The 21,588-nt window shown below is 33.7% G+C and carries 20 protein-coding genes; 19 read left to right on the forward strand and 1 reads right to left on the reverse strand.

Going from position 1 to position 21,588, the window contains the following annotated elements; genetic code table 11:
* Nucleotide 1: 1 nt before the first annotated feature.
* Nucleotides 2-637, reverse strand: a complete 636-nt coding sequence (locus tag AC1RPV_RS01905; RefSeq protein WP_409022438.1) for a lysophospholipid acyltransferase family protein — start codon at nt 635-637, stop codon at nt 2-4.
* A gap of 103 nt (nt 638-740) precedes the next feature.
* On the opposite strand from AC1RPV_RS01905, the gene AC1RPV_RS01910 reads away from it, so the two are divergent.
* The 19 genes from AC1RPV_RS01910 to rbfA all read left to right on the forward strand — a co-directional run bounded on the left by AC1RPV_RS01910 (nt 741) and on the right by rbfA (nt 21,377).
* The gene (locus AC1RPV_RS01910) at nt 741-1,487 is read left to right on the forward strand and encodes a tRNA1(Val) (adenine(37)-N6)-methyltransferase (RefSeq protein WP_409022439.1); all 747 of its coding nucleotides are present in this window, start codon (nt 741-743) and stop codon (nt 1,485-1,487) included.
* Complete coding sequence (locus tag AC1RPV_RS01915) at nt 1,477-1,752, forward strand: GIY-YIG nuclease family protein (protein ID WP_409022440.1); 276 nt, start codon at nt 1,477-1,479, stop codon at nt 1,750-1,752. Before AC1RPV_RS01910 ends, AC1RPV_RS01915 begins: the two co-directional genes overlap by 11 nt.
* Nucleotides 1,753-1,821: 69 nt before the next feature.
* Nucleotides 1,822-2,814 carry a D-2-hydroxyacid dehydrogenase gene (locus tag AC1RPV_RS01920; RefSeq protein ID WP_481761389.1) on the forward strand — a complete coding sequence of 331 codons (993 nt, stop codon included), beginning with the start codon at nt 1,822-1,824 and terminating at the stop codon, nt 2,812-2,814.
* A gap of 30 nt (nt 2,815-2,844) precedes the next feature.
* The gene (locus tag AC1RPV_RS01925; RefSeq protein WP_481761388.1) at nt 2,845-3,834 is read left to right on the forward strand and encodes a D-2-hydroxyacid dehydrogenase; all 990 of its coding nucleotides are present in this window, start codon (nt 2,845-2,847) and stop codon (nt 3,832-3,834) included.
* Between the two features lie 164 nt (nt 3,835-3,998).
* The gene (gene rpsB / locus AC1RPV_RS01930; RefSeq protein WP_409022443.1) at nt 3,999-4,790 is read left to right on the forward strand and encodes a 30S ribosomal protein S2; all 792 of its coding nucleotides are present in this window, start codon (nt 3,999-4,001) and stop codon (nt 4,788-4,790) included.
* Between the two features lie 109 nt (nt 4,791-4,899).
* A complete protein-coding gene (gene tsf / locus AC1RPV_RS01935) occupies nt 4,900-5,775 on the forward strand; it encodes a translation elongation factor Ts (protein WP_481761387.1) in 876 nt (291 codons plus the stop codon).
* A 133-nt stretch (nt 5,776-5,908) separates the two neighbouring features.
* Nucleotides 5,909-6,631, forward strand: coding sequence for a UMP kinase (pyrH, locus tag AC1RPV_RS01940; protein WP_481761386.1), 723 nt, complete (start codon nt 5,909-5,911; stop codon nt 6,629-6,631).
* Nucleotides 6,632-7,195 carry a ribosome recycling factor gene (gene frr / locus AC1RPV_RS01945; protein WP_409022446.1) on the forward strand — a complete coding sequence of 188 codons (564 nt, stop codon included), beginning with the start codon at nt 6,632-6,634 and terminating at the stop codon, nt 7,193-7,195.
* 86 nt (nt 7,196-7,281) lie between these two features.
* Nucleotides 7,282-8,049, forward strand: coding sequence for an isoprenyl transferase (locus tag AC1RPV_RS01950; RefSeq protein ID WP_481761385.1), 768 nt, complete (start codon nt 7,282-7,284; stop codon nt 8,047-8,049).
* A gap of 10 nt (nt 8,050-8,059) precedes the next feature.
* Nucleotides 8,060-8,854, forward strand: coding sequence for a phosphatidate cytidylyltransferase (locus AC1RPV_RS01955; RefSeq protein WP_409022448.1), 795 nt, complete (start codon nt 8,060-8,062; stop codon nt 8,852-8,854).
* Nucleotides 8,855-8,877: 23 nt separating this feature from the next.
* Entirely contained in the window at nt 8,878-10,149 is a 1,272-nt protein-coding gene (gene rseP, locus AC1RPV_RS01960) for an RIP metalloprotease RseP (protein WP_481761384.1), read from the forward strand.
* A gap of 23 nt (nt 10,150-10,172) precedes the next feature.
* Nucleotides 10,173-11,888: a proline--tRNA ligase gene (locus AC1RPV_RS01965; protein ID WP_481761383.1), complete on the forward strand. Its 1,716-nt coding sequence runs from the start codon at nt 10,173-10,175 to the stop codon at nt 11,886-11,888.
* 72 nt (nt 11,889-11,960) lie between these two features.
* The gene (locus AC1RPV_RS01970; protein ID WP_481761382.1) at nt 11,961-16,304 is read left to right on the forward strand and encodes a PolC-type DNA polymerase III; all 4,344 of its coding nucleotides are present in this window, start codon (nt 11,961-11,963) and stop codon (nt 16,302-16,304) included.
* Nucleotides 16,305-16,435: 131 nt separating this feature from the next.
* Nucleotides 16,436-16,909, forward strand: a complete 474-nt coding sequence (gene rimP / locus AC1RPV_RS01975; RefSeq protein ID WP_409022452.1) for a ribosome maturation factor RimP — start codon at nt 16,436-16,438, stop codon at nt 16,907-16,909.
* 29 nt (nt 16,910-16,938) lie between these two features.
* A complete protein-coding gene (gene nusA / locus AC1RPV_RS01980; RefSeq protein ID WP_409022453.1) occupies nt 16,939-18,015 on the forward strand; it encodes a transcription termination factor NusA in 1,077 nt (358 codons plus the stop codon).
* A gap of 43 nt (nt 18,016-18,058) precedes the next feature.
* The gene (rnpM, locus tag AC1RPV_RS01985; RefSeq protein WP_409022454.1) at nt 18,059-18,358 is read left to right on the forward strand and encodes an RNase P modulator RnpM; all 300 of its coding nucleotides are present in this window, start codon (nt 18,059-18,061) and stop codon (nt 18,356-18,358) included.
* Nucleotides 18,348-18,653 (forward strand): L7Ae/L30e/S12e/Gadd45 family ribosomal protein, encoded by a 306-nt coding sequence (locus AC1RPV_RS01990; RefSeq protein ID WP_409022455.1) that lies wholly within the window; start codon nt 18,348-18,350, stop codon nt 18,651-18,653. Before rnpM ends, AC1RPV_RS01990 begins: the two co-directional genes overlap by 11 nt.
* Before the next feature lie 15 nt (nt 18,654-18,668).
* Nucleotides 18,669-20,996 carry a translation initiation factor IF-2 gene (gene infB, locus AC1RPV_RS01995; protein ID WP_481761381.1) on the forward strand — a complete coding sequence of 776 codons (2,328 nt, stop codon included), beginning with the start codon at nt 18,669-18,671 and terminating at the stop codon, nt 20,994-20,996.
* 27 nt (nt 20,997-21,023) lie between these two features.
* Complete coding sequence (rbfA, locus tag AC1RPV_RS02000) at nt 21,024-21,377, forward strand: 30S ribosome-binding factor RbfA (RefSeq protein WP_409022457.1); 354 nt, start codon at nt 21,024-21,026, stop codon at nt 21,375-21,377.
* Nucleotides 21,378-21,588: the final 211 nt, after the last annotated feature.

Raw genomic sequence — 21,588 nt, forward strand, 5'->3', positions numbered from 1 at the left:
TTTAATTATTATTTTTACTTTTATGGGGATCAACATATTTAAAATTGGGATTAATTTCAGTATCTAATTTTTGAAATGCAGCCATTAATTGGGTGTCCATTTCTGTTTGGACCTCATCAGTCAATTTTGTTTTTTTGTCTAAATAGATTGGATCACCGAATGAAACGGTTACTCTTTTTCTACTGAAAAGTTGCTTTAAGGTTAATGGACCTTGATAGACTGCTGGAACTAGGGGTACCTGTGCCATTCGAGCAATTAAGAGTGAACCACCTTTTAATTCCTCGGAATGTCGGGTACCTGAGGGAAACATAATTAATGATAATTCGCCTTTTTTTAAAAATTTAACTGGCGTTTTAATTGTTGATGGACCTGGATTTTCTCGATCAACTGGAAAAGCATTGGCATGAATTAAGATATAGCGTAAAATTGGATTTACAAATAGTTCTTTTTTTGCCATAAATGAAAACTTTTTAGGACTACCAGCTAAGGCAAAGTAAAGGGGGTCAAACCAAGTTCGGTGTGGACCTACTAAAATATACGATCCTTCAGGTAGTTTTTCTTTATTAATATAGTGGGCATTCCCATTGATTAAGAATAAAAGTACTCGTACAATACCTCGTGCAAATGAATAAAACATGTGGCAACAATCCTTTCAAATTTTAAACTTTGTATGGTAAGTATGACTAATTAAATTAAAAGTTGCAAGTTTAAAAAAAATTATAGAAAATGGGTAATGAAAAATGGTTTCACTTAATAACAATGAACGTATTGACCAATTATACTCAAATCAAATTAAAATCATTCAGAGTTCAGATGTTTTTTCTTTTTCACTGGATGCTGTTTTATTAGCCCATTTTGCAGATGTTTCAAGAAAAGAATCAACTAAAATAGTTGATTTATGTGCGGGCAATGGTGCAGTCGGGTTATTTGTTAGTCAAAAAACAAAGGGTCAAATTTATCAGATTGAACTTCAAGAAAAATTAGCTGATATGGCAAATAGAAGTATTGAATTGAATCACTTGGAAAATCAAGTACAAGTTAAGCAAACAGATTTAATCAACACGTTTGATTATCTAGAAAAAGACTCAATTGATACCGTATTGTGTAATCCACCTTATTTTCCAAATACGCCACAATCTTCTCAGAATCCTAACAAGTATTTAGCAATTGCACGACATGAAATTACAACTAATTTAGATAGTATTCTAGAAATTACTAGCGGTTTATTGAAAATGAAGGGGAAAACTTTTTTCGTACACCGTCCTGATCGATTGCCTGAAATTCTAAGTAAAATGGTTAATCATCGGTTGGCGCCTAAAAAAATCCAATTTGTTCATCCAAAAGAGGGAAAAGAGGCTAACATGGTCCTAATTGAAGCAATTAAGGATGGCAATGCAGCAGGAATTAGGATTATGCCTCCTATTGTTGTTTATGGTAACGATGATGAGTACACACAAATGGTTCAGGAGATTGTTTATGGAAGATGAAAAAAAATATTATTTCTATGTATTACTGTGCGCTGATAATACACTATACGGCGGATTTACAACGGATCCCGAAAAAAGACTTGCAACGCATAATGCAGGGAAAGGTGCAAAGTACACAAAATTAGCTAGTAGACGGCCTTTGAAAATGATTTTGCAGGAATCATTTGAAACGAAATCTGAAGCATTAAAGAAAGAATATGCTTTCAAACACCAATCAAGAGATAAAAAAATTGCTTATTTAAAAAAGCAATCAGTTGAAATCTGAAATAATGTATAAAAAGATTTCAAATGATATAATGAAAGTATAAATTTTAAAATAAAGAGGTATAACATTATGAAAATCATTGCGTATGGTATCCGAGAAGATGAATTATTGTATGTCCAAGAATGGGAAAAAGATAATCAAATTAAAATAAAAACTGTTAATGAATTATTAGACGAAAAAACAGTTCAATTAGCAGAAAATTATGACGCTATCGTTGCCTACCAACAAAAGGACTATACACCTGAATTAATTAAAAAAATTCATGATTTAAATATTAATTATTTATCGATTCGTAATACTGGTGTGGATAACGTTGATGGGGATGCAGTTAATAAGTATGGATTGATTGTGACGAATGTGCCATCTTATTCTCCAAGTGCTGTTGCGGAGCTATCTGTAGCTAAATTGTTGGAGTTATTTAGAAAAACACCACAATTTAATCGTAAAATGAAGAATAACGATTTCACTTGGGAACCCGATATCTCTAAAGAAATCCGCACACAAACAGTTGGTGTGATTGGTACAGGAAGAATTGGGCAAACAGCCATTAAAATTTTTAAAGCATTTGGTGCAAAAATTATTGGATATGATATTTATCAAAATCCTGCTTTGAAAGAAGAAGGAATCTATGTTGATACATTAGATGAGCTATATGCAAAATCAACAGTTATCACAATTCATAGCCCTGCTACTGAAGATAATTATCATTTATTAGATGACGAAGCATTTAGTAAAATGCAAAATGGTGTGCATATTTTGAATATGGCCAGAGGAACATTGATTGACACCGATGCACTGATAAGAGCGCTAGATTCAGGGAAAGTAGCCGGTGCCGCATTAGATACACTTGAAAATGAGACTGATTATTTCAATAAAGAATTAACAGAATCACAAGTAAATGGTACTTTTAAAAACTTATTGCAACGTGAGAATGTGTTAATTACCCCACACACAGCGTTCTATACAGAGCCTGCTGTCAGGAATATGGTTATAGATGCTTTGAATGCAAGTAAAGACTTAATAGAAACAGGACATTCTGATAAAGAAGTTAAATTTAAATAAAATTAGTCAGAAAATGGAGGATTTTGTATTATGAAACTAATTGCGTTCGGTATGAGAAAAGATGAAGTTGGATTTGGTAATCAATGGTCTGATGACAATCAAGTTGATGTTGAAATTACTCAAGATTTATTAACGAATGAAACGATACAGCAAGCGGATGGATTTGATGGTATTATTGCATTGCAAACAATCCCTTATAACGAAACATTATTTTCTAAAATGAAAGAGATGAATATTAAGATTCTTTCTGTTAGAAATGTCGGGGTTGATAATATTGATTTAGTTGCAGCTAAAAAATACGGTGTGACGGTGACAAATGTCCCAGCGTATTCACCTAACGCGATTGCTGAATTTTCTGTGACACAATTGATGCAACTCTTAAGAAGAACACCAGAATTTAATTTAAAAATTAAAAATCAAGACTATCGTTGGGCTCCAAATATTTCACGCGAGTTGAGAAGCTTAACCGTGGGTGTTATTGGAACTGGACGTATTGGCCGGGTTGCAATGGACATTTACAAAGGATTCGGTGCAAAAGTTATTGCATACGATGTCTATCCAAATGCTGAATTAAAAAAGAGTGGTATTTATGTTGATACATTAGATGAGTTGTTCGAACAAGCAGACGTTATTACATTACATACGCCAGCTACAAAAGAGAATGAACACATGCTTAATCGAGATTCATTTGAAAAAATGAAACACGGAGTTCTGATTGTAAATACAGCCCGTGGAACGTTAATTAATACTGAAGATTTAATTGACGCATTAAAATCAGGACAAGTTGGTGGAGCAGCTTTAGATACGTATGAATTCGAAAATCCAATATTTAATCATGATTTAACGGACTCATCTATTGAAGATCCATTATTTAATGAACTTTTAGATATGGTAAATGTTATTTTAACACCTCATATTGCATTCTATACTGAAACTGCAGTTAAAAATATGGTTGAAATTGCTTTGAATAGTGCTTATCAATTTTTAACAACAGGCGTTGTGGAAACAGAAGTTAAATAATTAAAAATAAGACTTGTGTTCTAATTTTAGATTTTGTATACTTAAAGACGATGTTAAAACATCAATTCACACCTTGTGGGATGTGACTGAGGGTGCTCGGGAGAGTCTTAGCACAGTTGAACACTTGGGAGGAAAATAAAACTTTTACTCGGAGGCACTACATTATGGCTGTTATTAGTATGAAACAATTGCTCGAAGCCGGTGTTCATTTTGGACATCAAACACGTCGCTGGAACCCAAAGATGAAACCATACATCTTTACTGAAAGAAATGGTATTTATATCATTGATTTACAAAAAACAGTTAAATTAGTTGATGCTGCTTATGCATCAATGAAAAAAGCTGCTGAAGATGATGGTGTTGTTCTTTTTGTTGGTACAAAGAAACAAGCACAAGATGCTATTGAAGAAGAAGCAACTCGTGCTGGACAATACTTTGTTAACCATCGTTGGTTAGGTGGAACTTTAACTAACTGGAACACAATTCAAAAACGTATCAAACGTCTTAAAGAAATCAAAAAAATGTCAGAAGATGGCACATTTGATCTTCTTCCTAAAAAAGAAGTTTCTTTATTAATTAAACGTAGAGATCGTCTTGAAAAATTCTTGGGTGGTATTGAAGATATGCCTCGCATCCCTGATGTATTATTCATTGTTGATCCTCGTAAAGAACGTATCGCTGTTAAGGAAGCTCAAAAATTGAATATTCCTATCATCGCTATGGTTGATACAAATAGTGATCCAGATGAAATTGATGTAAAAATCCCTTCAAATGATGATGCAATTCGTGCTGTACGTTTGATTACTGCAAAAATGGCTGATGCTATTATTGAAACTAATCAAGGTAAAGAAGAAGTGAATGAAGCTTCTTTCAAAAAGGCTGACGAAAAAGTAGATTCAATCGAAGATATCGTTGAAGCTGTTGAAGGCGGAAATGATAAAAAAACTGCTGAATAGTAAATAAATTAGGCTGTCTCAAAATTAGGTACTGTAATGGCCCTTTCTTTTGAGGCAGTTTTTTTAGATATAAAATCAATTAAATTATTTAAACAAGGAGGCCATTCAAATGGCAAAAATTTCTGCTTCTCAAGTTAAAGAATTACGTGATACAACTGGTGTCGGTATGATGGACGCAAAAAAAGCACTCGTTGAAGTTGACGGTGATATGCAAAAAGCAATCGATTTCCTCCGCGAAAAAGGTATGGCAAAGGCTGCTAAAAAAAGTGACCGTGTTGCTGCTGAAGGTCTATCTGATGTTCAATTCTCTGGTAACTTTGCAGCTATTGTTGAAGTTAACGCAGAAACTGATTTCGTTGCTCAAAACGAACAATTCAAAACACTTGTTAAATTGATTGCTACTAAAATTGCTGAAGCACATCCTAAAGATGTTGAAGAAGCACTTACAATTAAAACAGACCGTGGCACAATTAATGATGATTTAATTGAAGCAACACAAGTAATTGGTGAAAAAATTTCATTACGTCGTTTTGAATTAGTAGAAAAAACTGATAATGAAAGTTTTGGATCATACTCACATATGGGTGGCTCAATTTCAACACTTGTTGTCGTTACAGATGCTGATGAATCAACTGCTAAAGATGTTGCTATGCATGTTGCTGCAATTAATCCTAAGTATGTATCTCGTGAACAAGTACCTGCTGATGAATTGGCACATGAAAAAGAAGTACTTTCTAAAGAAGCTGCTAATGAAGGCAAACCAGCAAATATCATTGAAAAAATGGTTGAGGGTCGTTTAAATAAATATCTAGCTGATATTAGCTTAGATGATCAAGATTTTGTTAAAGATCCTGACATGACAGTTGCTAAGTATGTTGCTTCTAAGGGTGGAAAAGTTAAATTATTTATCCGTTATGAAGTTGGAGAAGGTCTTGAAAAGAAAGAAAATAATTTTGTAGACGAAGTTATGGGCCAAATTAAATAATTTTCTACAATCCAAAAGTTTGTGCTTTAAGCACAAACTTTTTTTAATAAATTTATTTTGATATAAATTGAATTATTAATTATACCTAAAATATGGTAAAATAATTGTAAATAGATTGTAGGAGGAACATTGGATGTCAGATGTTAAGTATCGACGCGTTATGTTGAAGTTAAGCGGTGAAGCATTAGCCGGAGAACAAGGATTTGGTATTAATCCACCTGTAATTAGAAAAGTTGCTGAAGAATTAAAAGAAATTCAAGAAATGGGTGTTGAAGTCGCTATCGTTGTTGGTGGTGGTAATATGTGGCGTGGTGAAGCTGGAGCCGCAATGGGTATGGAACGTGCGCAGGCAGATTATATAGGGATGCTAGGAACAGTTATGAATGCACTAGCATTGCAAGATAATCTTGAGTCTGTAGGTGTCCCAACTCGAGTTCAAACAGCTATTGAAATGCGCCAAATTGCAGAACCCTATATTCGCCGTAAAGCTGTTCGTCATCTTGAAAAAGGTCGCGTTGTTATTTTTGCTGCGGGTACGGGTTCACCATATTTCTCAACAGATACAACTTCAGCGTTAAGAGCTGCAGAAATTAATGCTGATGTTATATTGATGGCAAAAAATGGCGTAGATGGTGTCTATTCTGCTGATCCTCAAAAGGATGACTCAGCAACAAAATATGAAGAATTAACACATTTAGATATAATTAATAAAAACTTACAAGTTATGGATACAACTGCAAGTACATTATCGATGGATAATGATATTCCGTTAGTCGTATTTAATTTGAACGAACCAGGAAATATAAAAAAAGTTGTTCTCGGTGAAACCATCGGAACAACCGTTAGGGGAAAATAAATGAAAATAACAGAACCTATATTAGTTGATGCTCAAGATAAAATGTCAAAAGCAGAGGTTTCACTTCAAAAAAATCTTGGTAATATTCGGGCTGGTCGAGCTAATGCTAGTTTATTGAATAATGTGACAGTAGATTATTATGGTGCACCAACGCCACTTAATCAAGTTGCACAAATTTCAGTACCAGAAGCTCGCGTACTTTTAATTACGCCATTTGATAAAAGTGCTTTGAAGGATATTGAACATGGTTTATTAGTTGCTGATTTAGGAATTAGCCCTTCGAATGATGGATCAGCAATTCGATTAGTTATTCCTCAATTAACAGAAGAACGTCGTAAGGAATTAGCTAAAGACGTTAAAGCTGAAGCAGAAAATGCTAAAGTTATTATTCGTAATATCAGACGTGATGCAGTTGATGCCTTGAAAAAATCAGAAAAAAATGGTGATTTAACCGAAGATGATTTACGAGATTTAGAAAAACAAGCTCAAGATGTGACGAATGCATCAATTAAAAATATTGATAATATTCAAGCAGATAAAGAAAAAGAAATTTTAGCAGTTTAAATAAATAGCTTTATTTTAAGACAGGCGTCGTTTTGTGCCTGTTTTTTTGCTACAATAGAACATGTAACTATTCTTGGAGGTACAATATGGCTTTTAATTTTAAAAAAAATAAAACAAATGAATTAATCCAATTGGATATGGAAAGAATTCCTAAACATGTTGCTGTTATAATGGATGGTAATGGACGTTGGGCAAAAAAAAGGCATTTACCTAGAATTGCGGGACATAAAACCGGTATGGATACTGTAAAAACAGTAACTATGGCTGCAAGTGATTTAGGGATTAAAGTTTTAACACTTTACGCATTTTCTACTGAAAATTGGAAACGGCCCGAAACAGAAGTTAATTACCTGATGAGTTTACCGGGTACTTTTTTTGATAAGTTTGTACCAGAATTAATTGAAAAGAATGTAAAAGTTAATGTTATGGGCTACATTGATCAGCTTCCAAATGAAACAAAATTAGCTGTTCAAAATGCAGTGGAAGATACTAAAGATAATACAGGGATGGTTCTTAATTTTGCATTAAATTATGGTGGGCGAGCAGAGATTGTGACGGCTATCAAAAATATTGCAACTGATACCTCTAATGGTAAACTAAGCGTTGAAGAGATAACAGATAAAACAATTGACCAGTATTTAATGACTAGTAATTTAGCACCTTATAATGATCCGGAATTACTAATCAGAACTAGTGGTGAAGAAAGAATATCTAATTTCTTATTATGGCAAATTGCTTATAGTGAATTAGTGTTTACTGATACATTATGGCCTGATTTTTCTGAAGATGCATTAAAAGATGCAATACTAAATTATCAAAAAAGAGACCGCCGTTTCGGTGGTATAAAAGAATAGGAGAATTTTTATGAGACAGCGCGTAATTACGGCAATTGTGGCTCTCTGTATTTTCATACCATTGGTTATTATTGGTGGACTACCATTGCAGATATTTGCTTTAATTTTAGGATGCATTGGTATTTCGGAAGTATTTGTAATGAAGAAAAAATTATTGATATCACCAGAGGCTACTTTTGGTATCTTAATGACAATAACTGTGATTGCACCAGATAAGTGGTTTAAATTTTTACCAGCTCACATTTCTTCTGTAAATGTATTTTATTTTCTTGTTGCACTTCTATTAATGTATATGGTTACTTCAAAAAATCGTTTTTCATTTGATGATGCTGGTGTTTTTGTCTTAAGTTCTTTATATGTCGGGATGGGATTTCATTATTTTATTGCGGCAAGAGGCAACGATTTTAACGGATTAATGACATTAGCATATATTTTAATTGTTATCTGGACAACAGATACAGGTGCTTACATGTTTGGACGTAAGTTTGGTAAAAATAAATTAGCACCACATATTAGTCCAAATAAAACATGGGAAGGTTCAATTGGTGGAACATTAATGGCTACACTGTTAGGAAGTATCTTTATTTACTTCTTCCCACAAAATCATTCTTTTCCTATAATGATTTTGATTACGTTAATCCTTTCGGTATTTGGACAATGCGGTGATTTAGTTGAGTCCGCGTTTAAACGTTTCTATGGTGTAAAAGATTCTGGACGTATTCTACCTGGACATGGTGGTATTTTAGATCGATTTGATAGTTTAATATTTGTATGGCCAATTATGCATTTATTTGGGTTAATGTAATAAATTAAAGGGGGAGGATTCACATGATTAAAACGATTATTACATTTATTATCGTTTTTGGAATTTTAGTTGTGATTCATGAATTTGGTCATTACTATTTTGCAAAACGTGCTGGAATTTTAGTTCGTGAATTTTCAATTGGTATGGGGCCAAAAATACTTTCATTCCATAGAGGTAGTACAACGTACACTTTAAGAATATTACCTCTTGGTGGATATGTTAGAATGGCGGGAATCGCTGATGATGAAGATGAAGATTTAAAACCTGGTATGCCTATGAGTTTAATACTGGATAGTAATAATAAGGTTACAAAGATTAATACGAGTAAAAAAACAACGCTGTATAATGGTATCCCAATCGAATACCTAGATAGTGATTTGCAAAAAGAACTCTGGATTACAGGATATGAAAATGGTAATGAAGAGATAGTAAAAAAATATAATGTTGATCATGATGCGTTAATAATTGAAAAAGATGGCACAGAAATTCAAATCGCTCCTGAAGATGTTCAATTTCAATCAGCTACGCTTTGGAATCGAATTTTAACGAATTTTGCTGGACCGATGAATAACTTTTTATTAGCTATTGTTGCATTTATACTACTTGCTTTTATGCAAGGTGGCGTTGCAACCAATTTGAATCAAATTGGTACAATTCAAGAGAATTCTGCGGCTCAAAGGGCGGGGTTAAAAGCAAATGATAAAATTGTAGCTGTATCTGATAAAAAGACAACAAACTGGACTGAATTAACGACAGCGATTAGCAGTCGTCCTGATAAAAAAACTGACTTAAAAGTAATAAGGAACGGTAAAACAGAATCAATCGTTATTACACCTGAATCAAGTAAAACAGACTCAACAAAGATCGGTAAAATTGGTATTACAGTTAAAATGGATCACTCATTTATCAATAAAATTACTTATGGGTTTACGCAATCATGGAGTGTCGTGGCTAGTATTGTGGCTGTATTAGTAGGGATGTTTACTAAAGGTGTCAGCTTAAATGATTTTGGTGGTCCGGTTGCAATTTATGCAGTGACTTCAAATGCAGCAAGTTATGGGTTGGCGAGTGTTGTGTCATTGCTTGCATTCTTATCAATTAACTTAGGAATTGTGAATTTATTACCAATTCCAGCTTTAGATGGTGGAAAATTAGTACTAAATATTATCGAAGGAATTCGTGGCAAACCAATTTCACCTGAAAAAGAAGGTGTTATTACATTAGTTGGATTTGCATTTTTAATGATATTGATGATATTAGTCACATGGAATGATATTCAGCGTTATTTCTTTTAAATGAAAAAGGAGAATAAAATAGTATGAAACAATCACAATTATTAATACCAACAATGAAGGAAGTTCCAAGCGATGCTGAGGTTATCAGTCATCAAATGATGTTACGAGCTGGATATATTCGACAAGTTTCAGCCGGAATGTACAGTTATTTACCATTAGCTTTCTCCGTTATTAGAAAAATTGAAACAATTATTCGCGAAGAAATGGAAGCAATTGGAGCGGTTGAAATGCTTGTACCTGCCGTTATTCCTGCTGAATTATGGGAAGAAACAGGTCGTTATGAAACCTATGGTGATACACTTTTTAAATTAAAAGATCGACATGATAGAAAATTTATTTTAGGACCAACTCATGAAGAAACATTTACTTCTTTAATTCGTGATGAAATCAAATCATATAAAAAATTACCACTGACAATGTTCCAAATACAACAAAAATATCGTGATGAAAATAGACCTCGTTTTGGTATATTAAGAGGCCGTGAATTTTTAATGAAAGATGCTTATTCATTCCATGCGGATGAAGAAAGTTTAAATGATACTTATCAAAAAATGAATCGTGCATATCAAAATATTTTTGAACGCTGTGGTCTTAATTTTAGAAGTATTATTGGTGATGCAGGTGCAATGGGCGGTAATGATTCAAAAGAATTTATGGCAATTTCTGATATTGGTGAAGATACAATCGTTTATTCTGATAAGAGCGATTATGCAGCTAATTTAGAAATGGCAAAAAGTTTGAAAACATATAAGAATTCACATGAAGCGATTAAAGATATTGAAAAAATTGAAACACCAAATATTAAAACAATTGATGAGTTGGCTAAATTTATTGATACAGCAAGTGAAAATTTAATAAAATCATTATTATTTATGGCTGATGAAAAACCAGTGATGGTTTTAATGCGCGGAAATGATATTTTGAATGAAATTAAATTAAAAAACACATTAGGCGCTGATTTTTTACGTATGGCAACTGATTCAGATGTTACTGAAGTGTTGGGTGCAGAGTTTGGTTCACTTGGACCTGTTGGTGTTACAGAAGACGTAACAATTGTTGCCGACGAAGGAATTAAGGGAATGATAAATGCGGTCGTTGGTGCAAATACGACTGGTTCTCATTTATTTAACGCAAATATTGATCGTGATTACCGAGTAGATAAATTTGTAGATTTACGTTTGGCTCAAGAAGGTGAAACTTCACCTGAAGGGGAAGGCGAATTGAAATTTACTAAGGGGATTGAAATTGGTCATATCTTCAAAATTGGAACACGATATTCTGAGGCATTGGGCGCTAATATCTTAGATGATAATGGCCGCGAAAAACCTGTGATATTAGGTTGTTATGGAATCGGCGTTAGTCGTTTACTTGCAGCCATTGCAGAGCAACAAGCTGATGAAAATGGTTTAGTATGGCCTAGAAGTATTGCACCATACGATGTTCATGTAATTCCAATTAATGCTAAAAATGATGAACAAATGGCTCTAGCTAATGAAATTGACAAAAAAATGACTGAAAATGGTTACAAAGTATTGCTTGATGATCGTAAAGAACGTGCAGGTGTTAAATTTGCTGATTCAGATTTAATTGGATTACCTGTTCGAATTACAGTTGGTAAGAAAGCTGCTGATGGTATCGTTGAAGTGAAGTTACGTAGAAATGGTGAAACGATTGAAGTAACGAAAGACGAATTAGAGAGCTCTATCTCAATTTTATTAAAAGAAGAAAATCAAAACTAGTTAAAGAAGATTGAGTTCAAAAGAAAATTTTGACTCAGTCTCTTTTTCATTTTTAGAAAAGGAGTCAATCATTTGTCGCTTAATAATAAAGAATTATTCAATAAACTATTAGAACAAATTAATTTTCAATCAAGTGACCAACAAGATAGTGAAATATTGGATTTAATTGAAATTTCAACCGTAACTGTTCATGAAAAGTCAAAACTATGGGAATTCAAGCTAGTTGCCCCTAAAATTTTGCCATTTTCATTATTTAGTGACTTAGAAAATAAAATTGCAATTACATTTAAAGATATTGCAAAAACAAAAATAACTGTTCAAGTTGAGCAACCAGAATTAACAAACCAACTTTTAGGCGATTATTGGACATGGGCAGTTAAAAATAGTGAAGCTAATTCTTCGCTAGTACAAGAACTTTTTCATGGGAACGTCCCTTATCTTGATGATAGACGAGTGATGTTAATGGCTGAAAATGAAATTGTAAAAACGTTCTTAACAGGTCAAGCATTAGGACCAATTGAAACTGCGTATCAAATGGTCGGATTTCCACAGATAAATATTAATACATTATTAGATGAATCAAAATCACAAGAAAAAATAGAAGAAATTAGACAGCGAAAAGAATCTCAAGATGCCATAATGATGCAGAAGGCAACAGAAACTATTCAGAAACAAAATGAAAAGAAAAAGACTGATTCTCAAACTGTAATTAATGGACCTGTTCAAATGGGTAAAAAGATTAGTACAAAAGAGCCTGCAAAACGGATGGTTGAAATCATTGAAGAGGAACGCTCGGTTATTATTGAGGGATATATTTTCTCTAAGGAAATCCGGACGCTTAAGTCTGAAAGACAATTAATGATCATTAAAATGACGGATTATAGTTCATCCATGACCGTAAAAAAATTCTCTCGTAATGAAGAAGACGAAGCGATGTTTGCTGCTATTCAAGAAAAAGAATGGGTCAGAGTTCGTGGTGCAGTACAAGAAGATAATTTTATGCGAGATCTAGTGGTGAATGCTTACGATATTAATCAAGTCGACCACCCAAGCCGTCAAGAAACAGCTCCAGATGATGAACGACGTGTTGAATTACATTTACACTCAAATATGAGTCAAATGGATGCCACAAATTCAATTACGGATTATGTACAGCAAGCCAGTAAATGGGGACAAAAAGCAATTGCGATTACGGATCATTCTACCTTACAAAGTTTTCCTGAGGCTCATTCTGCTGGAAAGAAAAATAATATTAAAATTTTGTACGGTGTTGAGGCTAACGTTGTTGATGATGGTATTCCAATTGCTTTTAATGATAAGGATGTAAATCTAGAAGAAGCCACTTATGTTACTTTTGATACGGAAACAACGGGTTTATCTGCTCGATTTGATAAAGTTATTGAATTAGCTGCTGTTAAAATGACAAAGGGAAATGTCATTGAAGAATTTGATGAATTTATTGATCCAGGACATCATTTATCTGAAACAACAACTAATTTAACCTCAATTACGGATGAAATGGTTCATGGATCAAAATCTGAAGAAGAAGTTTTTAAATTATTTAGAGAATTTTCAGAAGGTAGTATTCTAGTTGCCCATAATGCTAGTTTTGATATTGGCTTTATGAATACTGGATATGAACGTCATGGCATGGAACCTATGCAAAATCCAATCATTGATACGTTAACGTTAGCAAGATTTTTACATCCCGAATTAAAAGGGTTTAGATTAAATACACTTTCCAAAAAATTCAATGTTAACTTGGAACATCATCATCGCGCTATTTATGATGCTGAGACAACTGGTCTTTTGTGTAATATCTTTATTAAAGATGCTAAGGAACGATTTGAAATAACGTCACATGTTCAATTGAATGATCATATGGGTGAGCATGATGCTTACAAACAAGCACGTCCATTCCATGTTACGTTACTTGCGACAACTCAAGCCGGACTTAAAAATATGTTTAAATTAGTTTCAACTTCGATGATAGATTATTTTTATCGGATGCCCCGCATCCCTCGAAGTGAGTTAAATAAATATCGTGAAGGTATTATCGTTGGTTCAGCGTGTGACTCAGGTGAAGTATTTACAGCAATGATGCAAAAAGGGATGGAAGAGGCTAAAGAAAAGGCTAAGTTTTATGATTACTTAGAAATTCAGCCTAAAGCATTATATGAACCTCTAATCCATCAAGAATTAATTAAGGATAATCAAAATTTAGAGGAAATTTTACAAAATATGGTTGATTTAGGACACGAAATGGATAAGCCGGTTGTTGCGACTGGAGATGTTCATTATATGAACCCTGAAGATAGTATTTATCGTAAAATTCTTGTTAATTCAATGGGTGGTGCTAATCCGTTAAATCGTTCTATTTTACCTGATGCACATTTTAGAACAACGAATGAAATGTTGGAAGGATTCCAATTTTTAGGTGCGGATGTTGCTAAAGAAATCGTTGTTACAAATACGAATTTAATCGCTAATATGATTGATGATGACATTTCTCCAGTTAAAGATCGATTATATGCACCGAAAATTGATGGCTCTGAAGAAGAAATTAAACAATTAACCTATAATCGCGCTCATGAACTTTATGGAGAAGAGTTACCTGAAACTGTGGTTAAACGTCTTGATAAAGAATTGACAAGTATCATTGATAATGAATTTTCAGTTATTTATTTAATTTCACAAAAATTAGTTCATAAATCTAACAAAGATGGTTATTTAGTAGGGTCCCGTGGATCTGTTGGGTCAAGTCTTGTTGCAACAATGACTGGAATAACAGAAATTAATCCATTACCACCTCATTATCGATGCCCTAAATGTAAATATACACATTTTTATGAAAAAGGTGAATATGGGTCTGGATTTGATTTACCAGACCAAGACTGTCCCAAATGTGGTACACCATTAGATAAAGATGGACATGATATTCCATTTGAAACTTTTCTTGGATTTTATGGTGATAAAGTTCCTGATATTGATTTGAATTTTTCGGGTGATTATCAAGCAATTGCGCATAATTATACGAAAGTTTTATTTGGGGAAGATTATGTTTTCCGTGCAGGAACAATTGGTACTGTTGCAGATAAAACGGCTTATGGTTATGTTAAGGGTTATGAACGTGATACTGGAGCAACGTTTAGAAATGCGGAGATAGATCGACTTGCTAAGGGGTCAACTGGCGTTAAACGGACGACCGGTCAACATCCTGGTGGTATCTTAGTTGTCCCTAACTATATGGATGTTTATGATTTTTCACCTATCCAGTATCCAGCAGATGACTCAACTTCCGAATGGAAAACAACCCATTTTGATTTCCATTCTATCCACGATAATATCTTGAAATTAGATATTTTGGGTCATGATGATCCAACCATGATTAGAATGTTACAAGATTTATCAGGAGTTGACCCAAAAACAATCCCTACGGATGATAAGGGCGTTATGCAAATATTCCAAGGGCCTGAAGTACTTGGTGTTACTAGCGACGAAATTTTCTCAAAAACAGGTACATTAGGTATTCCGGAATTCGGAACGAGATTTGTTCGAGGGATGCTAGAAGAAACAAAACCTAAAACATTTGCTGAACTATTAAAAATTTCTGGTCTATCACATGGTACAGATGTGTGGTTGGGAAACGCTGAAGAACTTATTTCTAATGGAACAATCACGATGCCGGAAGTTATTGGCTGTCGTGATGATATCATGATGGGGCTTATTCATATGGGTATGGAAGCTGGTAGCGCTTTTAATATTATGGAAGGTGTTCGAAAAGGAAAAGGTATCTCAGATGATTATCAAACTGAGATGAAAGCAGCAAAAATTCCAGATTGGTATATCGGAGCATGTTTAAAAATCAAGTATATGTTCCCTAAGGCACATGCTGCTGCGTATATTTTGATGGCCTTACGAATTGCATACTATAAAGTTTATTTTCCAATGTTATATTACTGTGCTTATTTCAGTGTTAGAGCAGATGATTTTGATTTAGTCGCAATGTCGCATGGTAAAGAAGCAGTGAAAAAAGCAATGAAAGATATTAATGATAAAGGGATGGATGCATCAACAAAAGAGAAAAATTTGTTGACGGTCCTTGAATTAAGCAATGAAATGCTTGAACGTGGCTTCCAATTTGGGATGATTGATTTGGATAAATCAGATGATTCAAATTGGATAATTGATGGTGATAAGTTAATTGCACCATTTAGAGCTGTACCAGGTCTTGGTAATAACGTTGCTAAGCAAATTATTGCTGCTCGTGAGGAACGCCCATTTTTATCTAAAGAAGATTTAGCTAAACGTGGTAAAGTTTCTAAGTCATTAATTGAGTATATGACTGAAAATAATGTTTTAAAAGCATTACCAGATGAAAATCAACTATCTATTTTTGATGATGTCTTTTTCTAAAAAGTGAGAACATAGCAGTTTGTTGATGTTTTCAGAAAATTATGCTATATTAAAGAAAGTATTTTGATATCTTGTTTGAGTGAGCAGCGATGCTCACTCTTTTTATTGGGAAAATGTAAGGAGGGTAACGTGTGAGTACTGTTATAGAGACTGTCACAGAGCTAGTTCAACCAATTGTTGATGAACAGAATATTGAATTGGTGGACATTGAATTTGTTAAAGAAGGCCCAAGTTGGTTTTTAAGAGTTTACATTGATAAACCTGAAGGCATTAAAATTGAAGAGTGTGTTGCTGTTAGTGATATTTTAAGTGAAAAATTAGATGAGATTAATCCTGATCCAATTCCACAAGCTTATTTTTTAGAGGTTTCATCACCTGGTGCTGAAAGACCTTTGAAAAAGGAAAAAGATTATGAAAGAGCTTTGAATGAATACGTTAATATTTCACTATATGAACCTATTAATAACGCTAAAATTTTTCAAGGTACCTTAACGGAATTAACAGCTGATGAATTAACAGTTGTTTATATGGACAAAACGCGTAAGAGAACGATCGTTATTCCTCGTCAAAAAATAGCTAAGGCGCGCTTAGCTATCAAATTTTAAGTAGCTTTTTATAAAGGAGTAAATTAAAGATGAGTAAAGAACTATTAAGTGCACTTACAGTGTTAGAAGAAGAAAAAGGTATTAAAAAAGAAGTTATTATTGATGCCATTGAAGCAGCATTAGTTTCTGCATACAAGCGTCATTACAATCAAGCACAAAATGTTGAAGTAGAGTTTGATTCAAAAAAAGGTAATATTACAGTTTATGCGGTTAAAGAAGTAGTCGAAGAAGTCTTTGATTCACGTCTTGAAGTTAGTTTGCAAGATGCTTTAGAGATTAATAAAGCATATGAAGTTGGCGATTCAATTCGATTTGAAGTTACACCTAAGGATTTTGGACGAATTGCTGCACAAACTGCTAAACAAGTTATCATGCAACGTGTTCGTGAAGCTGAACGTAGTATTGTTTATGATCAATATATTCAATATGAAAATGAAATCGTTAGCGGTGAAGTAGAACGTCATGATAATCGTTATATTTATGTTAATTTAGGTAAAGTGGAAGCTGTTTTAGCTAAGATTGATCAAATTCCTGGTGAAAGTTTTAATCCACATGATCGAATTAAAGTTTATATCACAAAAGTTGAGAATGCTGCTAAAGGCCCTCAAGTTTTTGTTAGTCGTTCACATCCTGACTTGCTAAAACGATTATTTGAACAAGAAGTTCCTGAAATATATGACGGAACAGTTGAAATTGTATCAATTGCTCGTGAAGCAGGTGACCGTGCTAAGGTAGCTGTTCGTTCGAATAATCCAGATATCGATGCTGTTGGTACTTGTGTTGGTCCTAAAGGACAACGTGTACAAACTATTGTTAATGAATTAAAAGGCGAAAATATGGATATTGTTGAATGGAATGAAGATCCTGCAAAATACATTGCTAATGCTTTGAATCCTGCAGAAGTTGTCAATGTTGTCTTTAATCCAGAAAATGATCATGCTTGTACTGTAGTTGTGCCAGATCACCAATTGTCATTAGCAATTGGTAAAAAAGGTCAAAATGCACGATTAGCTGCAAAATTAACAACGTTTAAAATTGATATTAAATCTGAATCTGATATGGTTAACAGTAGTGAAGAAAAAGAAGTTTCTGAAACAAACAAATAAGCCGATTAAAACTGATCGGTAATTGATTTGGAGGCAAATTAAAGTGATTAATCGTAAAATTCCAATGCGTAAAGATATCGTTACGGGTGAAATGAAACCTAAAAAAGAACTTGTTCGTGTTGTTAAGAATAAAGAAAATGAAGTATCTTTAGATCCAACAGGTAAGAAACCAGGGCGTGGCGCATATATTTTTCTTGATGTAGATGTGGCGAAGCAGGCTCAAAAAGAAAGAACATTCAATAAAGCATTCGGTATTAAGATTGACGAATCATTTTATGAAGAACTTGTCGAATATGTTGACCATCAGGTAGCTAGACGAGAATTATTTAAAGATGAAAAATAGTCAAAAATTCTTACAAATGCTAGGCTTGACCAGACGCGCAGGTATGTTGGTGACTGGTGAAGGACTAGTATTGAATGCTGTCAGGAAGAATAAAGCTAAATTGGTTATTCTTTCTGAAGATTGTGGACAAGCGACTTTAAAAAAAGTAACAGATAAGTGCAACAGCTATAATGTTAAATTATATGTTGGATTTTCAAAAGCCAGTTTAAGTGAGGCCGTTGGACAACAGCGCACAGTGTATGCTATTACCGATAAAGGTTTTAGCAGAAGGATGTGTGACTTAATGGATATATAGAAGGAGCATGCAAATATGGGAAAAAAAAGAATTTATGAATTAGCTAAAGAGCTAGAATTAAATACTAAAGATATTATTGATTTTGCAACGACAAAAGGTTTTGATGTTAAAAATCATATGTCAACTATTGGTGATAATGAAGAACGTCAGATTCGCGATAAATTTAAAAAGGGCGCTGCTAAAGTAGTTGCTGCAAAGAAAATGGTTGAAAAAACTGTATCTAATGCAACACCGAAAAAACCAGTAGCAAAACCTGTTGCAAAGAAACCAGCACAACCTGCTAAAACAACGAATAGTAAACCTGTTGCTCAAAAATCATCGCAGGTAGCTTCAAAACCAGTAGCAAGAACAACTAACGCTGCACCAAAGACAACAAATGAAAAGCCAGCAAATCGTCCTCAAAATAGTACACAATCAAGTGCTAGAACTGCTAATAATGGTAATGCTAATCAGCAAGGACGTTCGAGATTTAATAATAATAACCGTTATGGGAATAATCCTTATAACAAACGTAACAGAAATAAGAAAAACCGTCGTTCAACGACACCAAAACCACCTGTATCACCCAGAAAAGATAAACCATTACCAGAAATCTTATATTACAATGCTGCAACTAATGTTGCTGAAATTGCTAAAAAGATTCATCGTGAACCAGCAGAAATTATTAAAAAATTATTTATGTTAGGCGTAATGGTTAACCAAAATCAAACACTCGATACAGATACAATTGAAATTTTAGCAGCAGAATATGGTATTAAATCAGAAGCTAAAATCGATGTAGATGTTGCTGATATTGATAAAATGTTTGATGCAGAAATTAAAAATGAAGATAATCTTGTTTCAAGACCACCAGTTGTTACAATCATGGGACATGTTGATCATGGTAAGACAACCTTACTTGATAAATTACGTCATACACATGTTACTGATGGTGAAGCTGGTGGTATTACACAACATATTGGTGCTTACCAAGTAAAACATGATAATAAAACAATTACATTCTTAGATACACCTGGACATGCTGCATTTACAAATATGCGTGCTCGTGGTGCCGATATTACTGATATCACTGTTTTAGTTGTTGCTGCTGATGATGGGGTTATGCCTCAAACAATTGAAGCAATTAATCATTCTAAAGCAGCCAATGTACCTATTATTGTTGCTGTTAATAAAATGGATAAGCCCGGTGCTAATCCTGCTCATGTTACAGAACAATTGGCTGAATATGAATTAATTCCTGAAAGTTGGGGTGGTGATACTATTTTCGTTGAAATTTCAGCGAAAACAGGCACAAACCTTGATGAATTATTAGAAATGATTTTACTTGAAGCCGAAGTTCTTGAATTACAAGCAAATCCAAAACAAAAGGGTATTGGATCTGTTATTGAAGCTCGTCTTGATAAAGGCCGTGGAACAGTTGCTTCATTACTTGTTCAACAAGGTACGTTAAAAGTTGGTGATCCAATTGTTGTTGGTAATAGTTTCGGACGTGTCCGTACTATGACAAATGATAAAGGCCGTCAAGTTAATAAAGCTAAACCTGCTACACCAGTAGAAATTACTGGTTTGAATGATGTTCCAGGTGCTGGCGATCGTTTCGTTGTCTTTGATGATGAAAAAACTGCTCGTGCAGCTGGTGAAGAACGTGCTAAACGTGCTTTAACAAAAGAACGTGGAAATGTTACGCATGTAACACTTGATAACTTGTTTGATTCACTTAAAGAAGGCGAATTAAAAGAAGTTGCTGTTATTATTAAAGCAGATGTTCAAGGTTCAGTTGAAGCTCTTGCAGGAAGTTTGAAGAAGATTGATGTTGAAGGTGTTCGAGTTAATATCATTCATCAAGCAGCTGGTGCAATTACTGAAAGTGATGTTACTTTGGCAGAAGCAAGTAATGCTATCATTATAGGATTTAATGTTCGTCCAACACCTCAAGCTAAACTTCAAGCACAATCTGACGAAGTTGATATTCGCTTACATCGTGTTATTTATAACGCAATTGAAGAAATTGAAACGGCTATGAAGGGAATGCTTGAACCAGTCTTTGAAGAAAAAATAACTGGACAAGTTGAAATTCGTGAAACATATAAAGTTACAAAAGTTGGAACAATTGGTGGTGCTTACGTCACTGAAGGTTACATCGAAAGAGATAGCGGCGTTCGTTTAATTCGTGATGGTATTGTTATTTATGAAGGTAAATTAGCAAGCTTGAAACGCTTTAAAGATGACGCTAAAATTGTTAAACAAGGTTTCGAATGTGGTGTCATGATTGAAAAATACAATGACATTAGAGAAGGCGACCAAATTGAAGCCTACGTTATGGAAGAAGTTCCAGTTAAATAATTCATAACAACTATAGGAGGATATAAAATGACACAACATTACCGTGTAGGTCGTTTATCACAAGAAATTCAAAAAGAAGTTAATGATATTCTTTTAAAACGAGTGAGAGATCCTCGAGTTGAAGGTGTCACAATTACGGGAGTTAATGTAACTGGTGATTTACAACAGGCGACAATTTACTATAGTATATTGTCAAATATGGCATCAGATGCACAAAAAACACAACGTGGTTTGGAAAAAGCTTCTGGATTAATTCGTGGTGAACTTGGATCAAGATTATCAATTTATAAAACACCAGAATTGGTTTTTGTAAGAGATGAGTCAGTTCAATATGGTGATAAAATTGATCAATTACTTAAAAAGATAGATTCTGAATATTAAAATAAAAATCCTGATACCGTTTGTTGCTCTATTTAAACTGTTGTTGATGGATAACTTTATGAAGGTCCTAATCCTTAGTGATTAGGCCTTTTTTTCTCCTCATCAATGGAGATATTATCTTATAATATAATCATATCTTTTATTTTTAATAGTAATCAAGTAAAATTAGTTGTAAGTATTGGTATCTCATATCTTTGATTATATGGTGTAG

The sequence above is a fragment of the Dellaglioa sp. CoH-55-MRSF-9 genome (assembly GCF_056782155.1).

Bases quoted from the DNA above. Each gene is read 5' to 3' on its own strand.
- rseP (WP_481761384.1), top strand. From the start codon at position 8,878: ATGATTAAAACGATTATTACATTTATTATCGTTTTTGGAATTTTAGTT.
- infB (WP_481761381.1), top strand. From the start codon at position 18,669: ATGGGAAAAAAAAGAATTTATGAATTAGCTAAAGAGCTAGAATTAAAT.
- AC1RPV_RS01915 (WP_409022440.1), top strand. From the start codon at position 1,477: ATGGAAGATGAAAAAAAATATTATTTCTATGTATTACTGTGCGCTGAT.
- frr (WP_409022446.1), top strand. From the start codon at position 6,632: ATGAAAATAACAGAACCTATATTAGTTGATGCTCAAGATAAAATGTCA.
- nusA (WP_409022453.1), top strand. From the start codon at position 16,939: ATGAGTAAAGAACTATTAAGTGCACTTACAGTGTTAGAAGAAGAAAAA.
- rpsB (WP_409022443.1), top strand. From the start codon at position 3,999: ATGGCTGTTATTAGTATGAAACAATTGCTCGAAGCCGGTGTTCATTTT.
- AC1RPV_RS01905 (WP_409022438.1), bottom strand. From the start codon at position 637: ATGTTTTATTCATTTGCACGAGGTATTGTACGAGTACTTTTATTCTTA.
- AC1RPV_RS01910 (WP_409022439.1), top strand. From the start codon at position 741: ATGGTTTCACTTAATAACAATGAACGTATTGACCAATTATACTCAAAT.
- tsf (WP_481761387.1), top strand. From the start codon at position 4,900: ATGGCAAAAATTTCTGCTTCTCAAGTTAAAGAATTACGTGATACAACT.
- AC1RPV_RS01990 (WP_409022455.1), top strand. From the start codon at position 18,348: ATGAAAAATAGTCAAAAATTCTTACAAATGCTAGGCTTGACCAGACGC.
- AC1RPV_RS01965 (WP_481761383.1), top strand. From the start codon at position 10,173: ATGAAACAATCACAATTATTAATACCAACAATGAAGGAAGTTCCAAGC.
- rbfA (WP_409022457.1), top strand. From the start codon at position 21,024: ATGACACAACATTACCGTGTAGGTCGTTTATCACAAGAAATTCAAAAA.
- AC1RPV_RS01925 (WP_481761388.1), top strand. From the start codon at position 2,845: ATGAAACTAATTGCGTTCGGTATGAGAAAAGATGAAGTTGGATTTGGT.
- AC1RPV_RS01920 (WP_481761389.1), top strand. From the start codon at position 1,822: ATGAAAATCATTGCGTATGGTATCCGAGAAGATGAATTATTGTATGTC.
- pyrH (WP_481761386.1), top strand. From the start codon at position 5,909: ATGTCAGATGTTAAGTATCGACGCGTTATGTTGAAGTTAAGCGGTGAA.
- AC1RPV_RS01950 (WP_481761385.1), top strand. From the start codon at position 7,282: ATGGCTTTTAATTTTAAAAAAAATAAAACAAATGAATTAATCCAATTG.
- AC1RPV_RS01955 (WP_409022448.1), top strand. From the start codon at position 8,060: ATGAGACAGCGCGTAATTACGGCAATTGTGGCTCTCTGTATTTTCATA.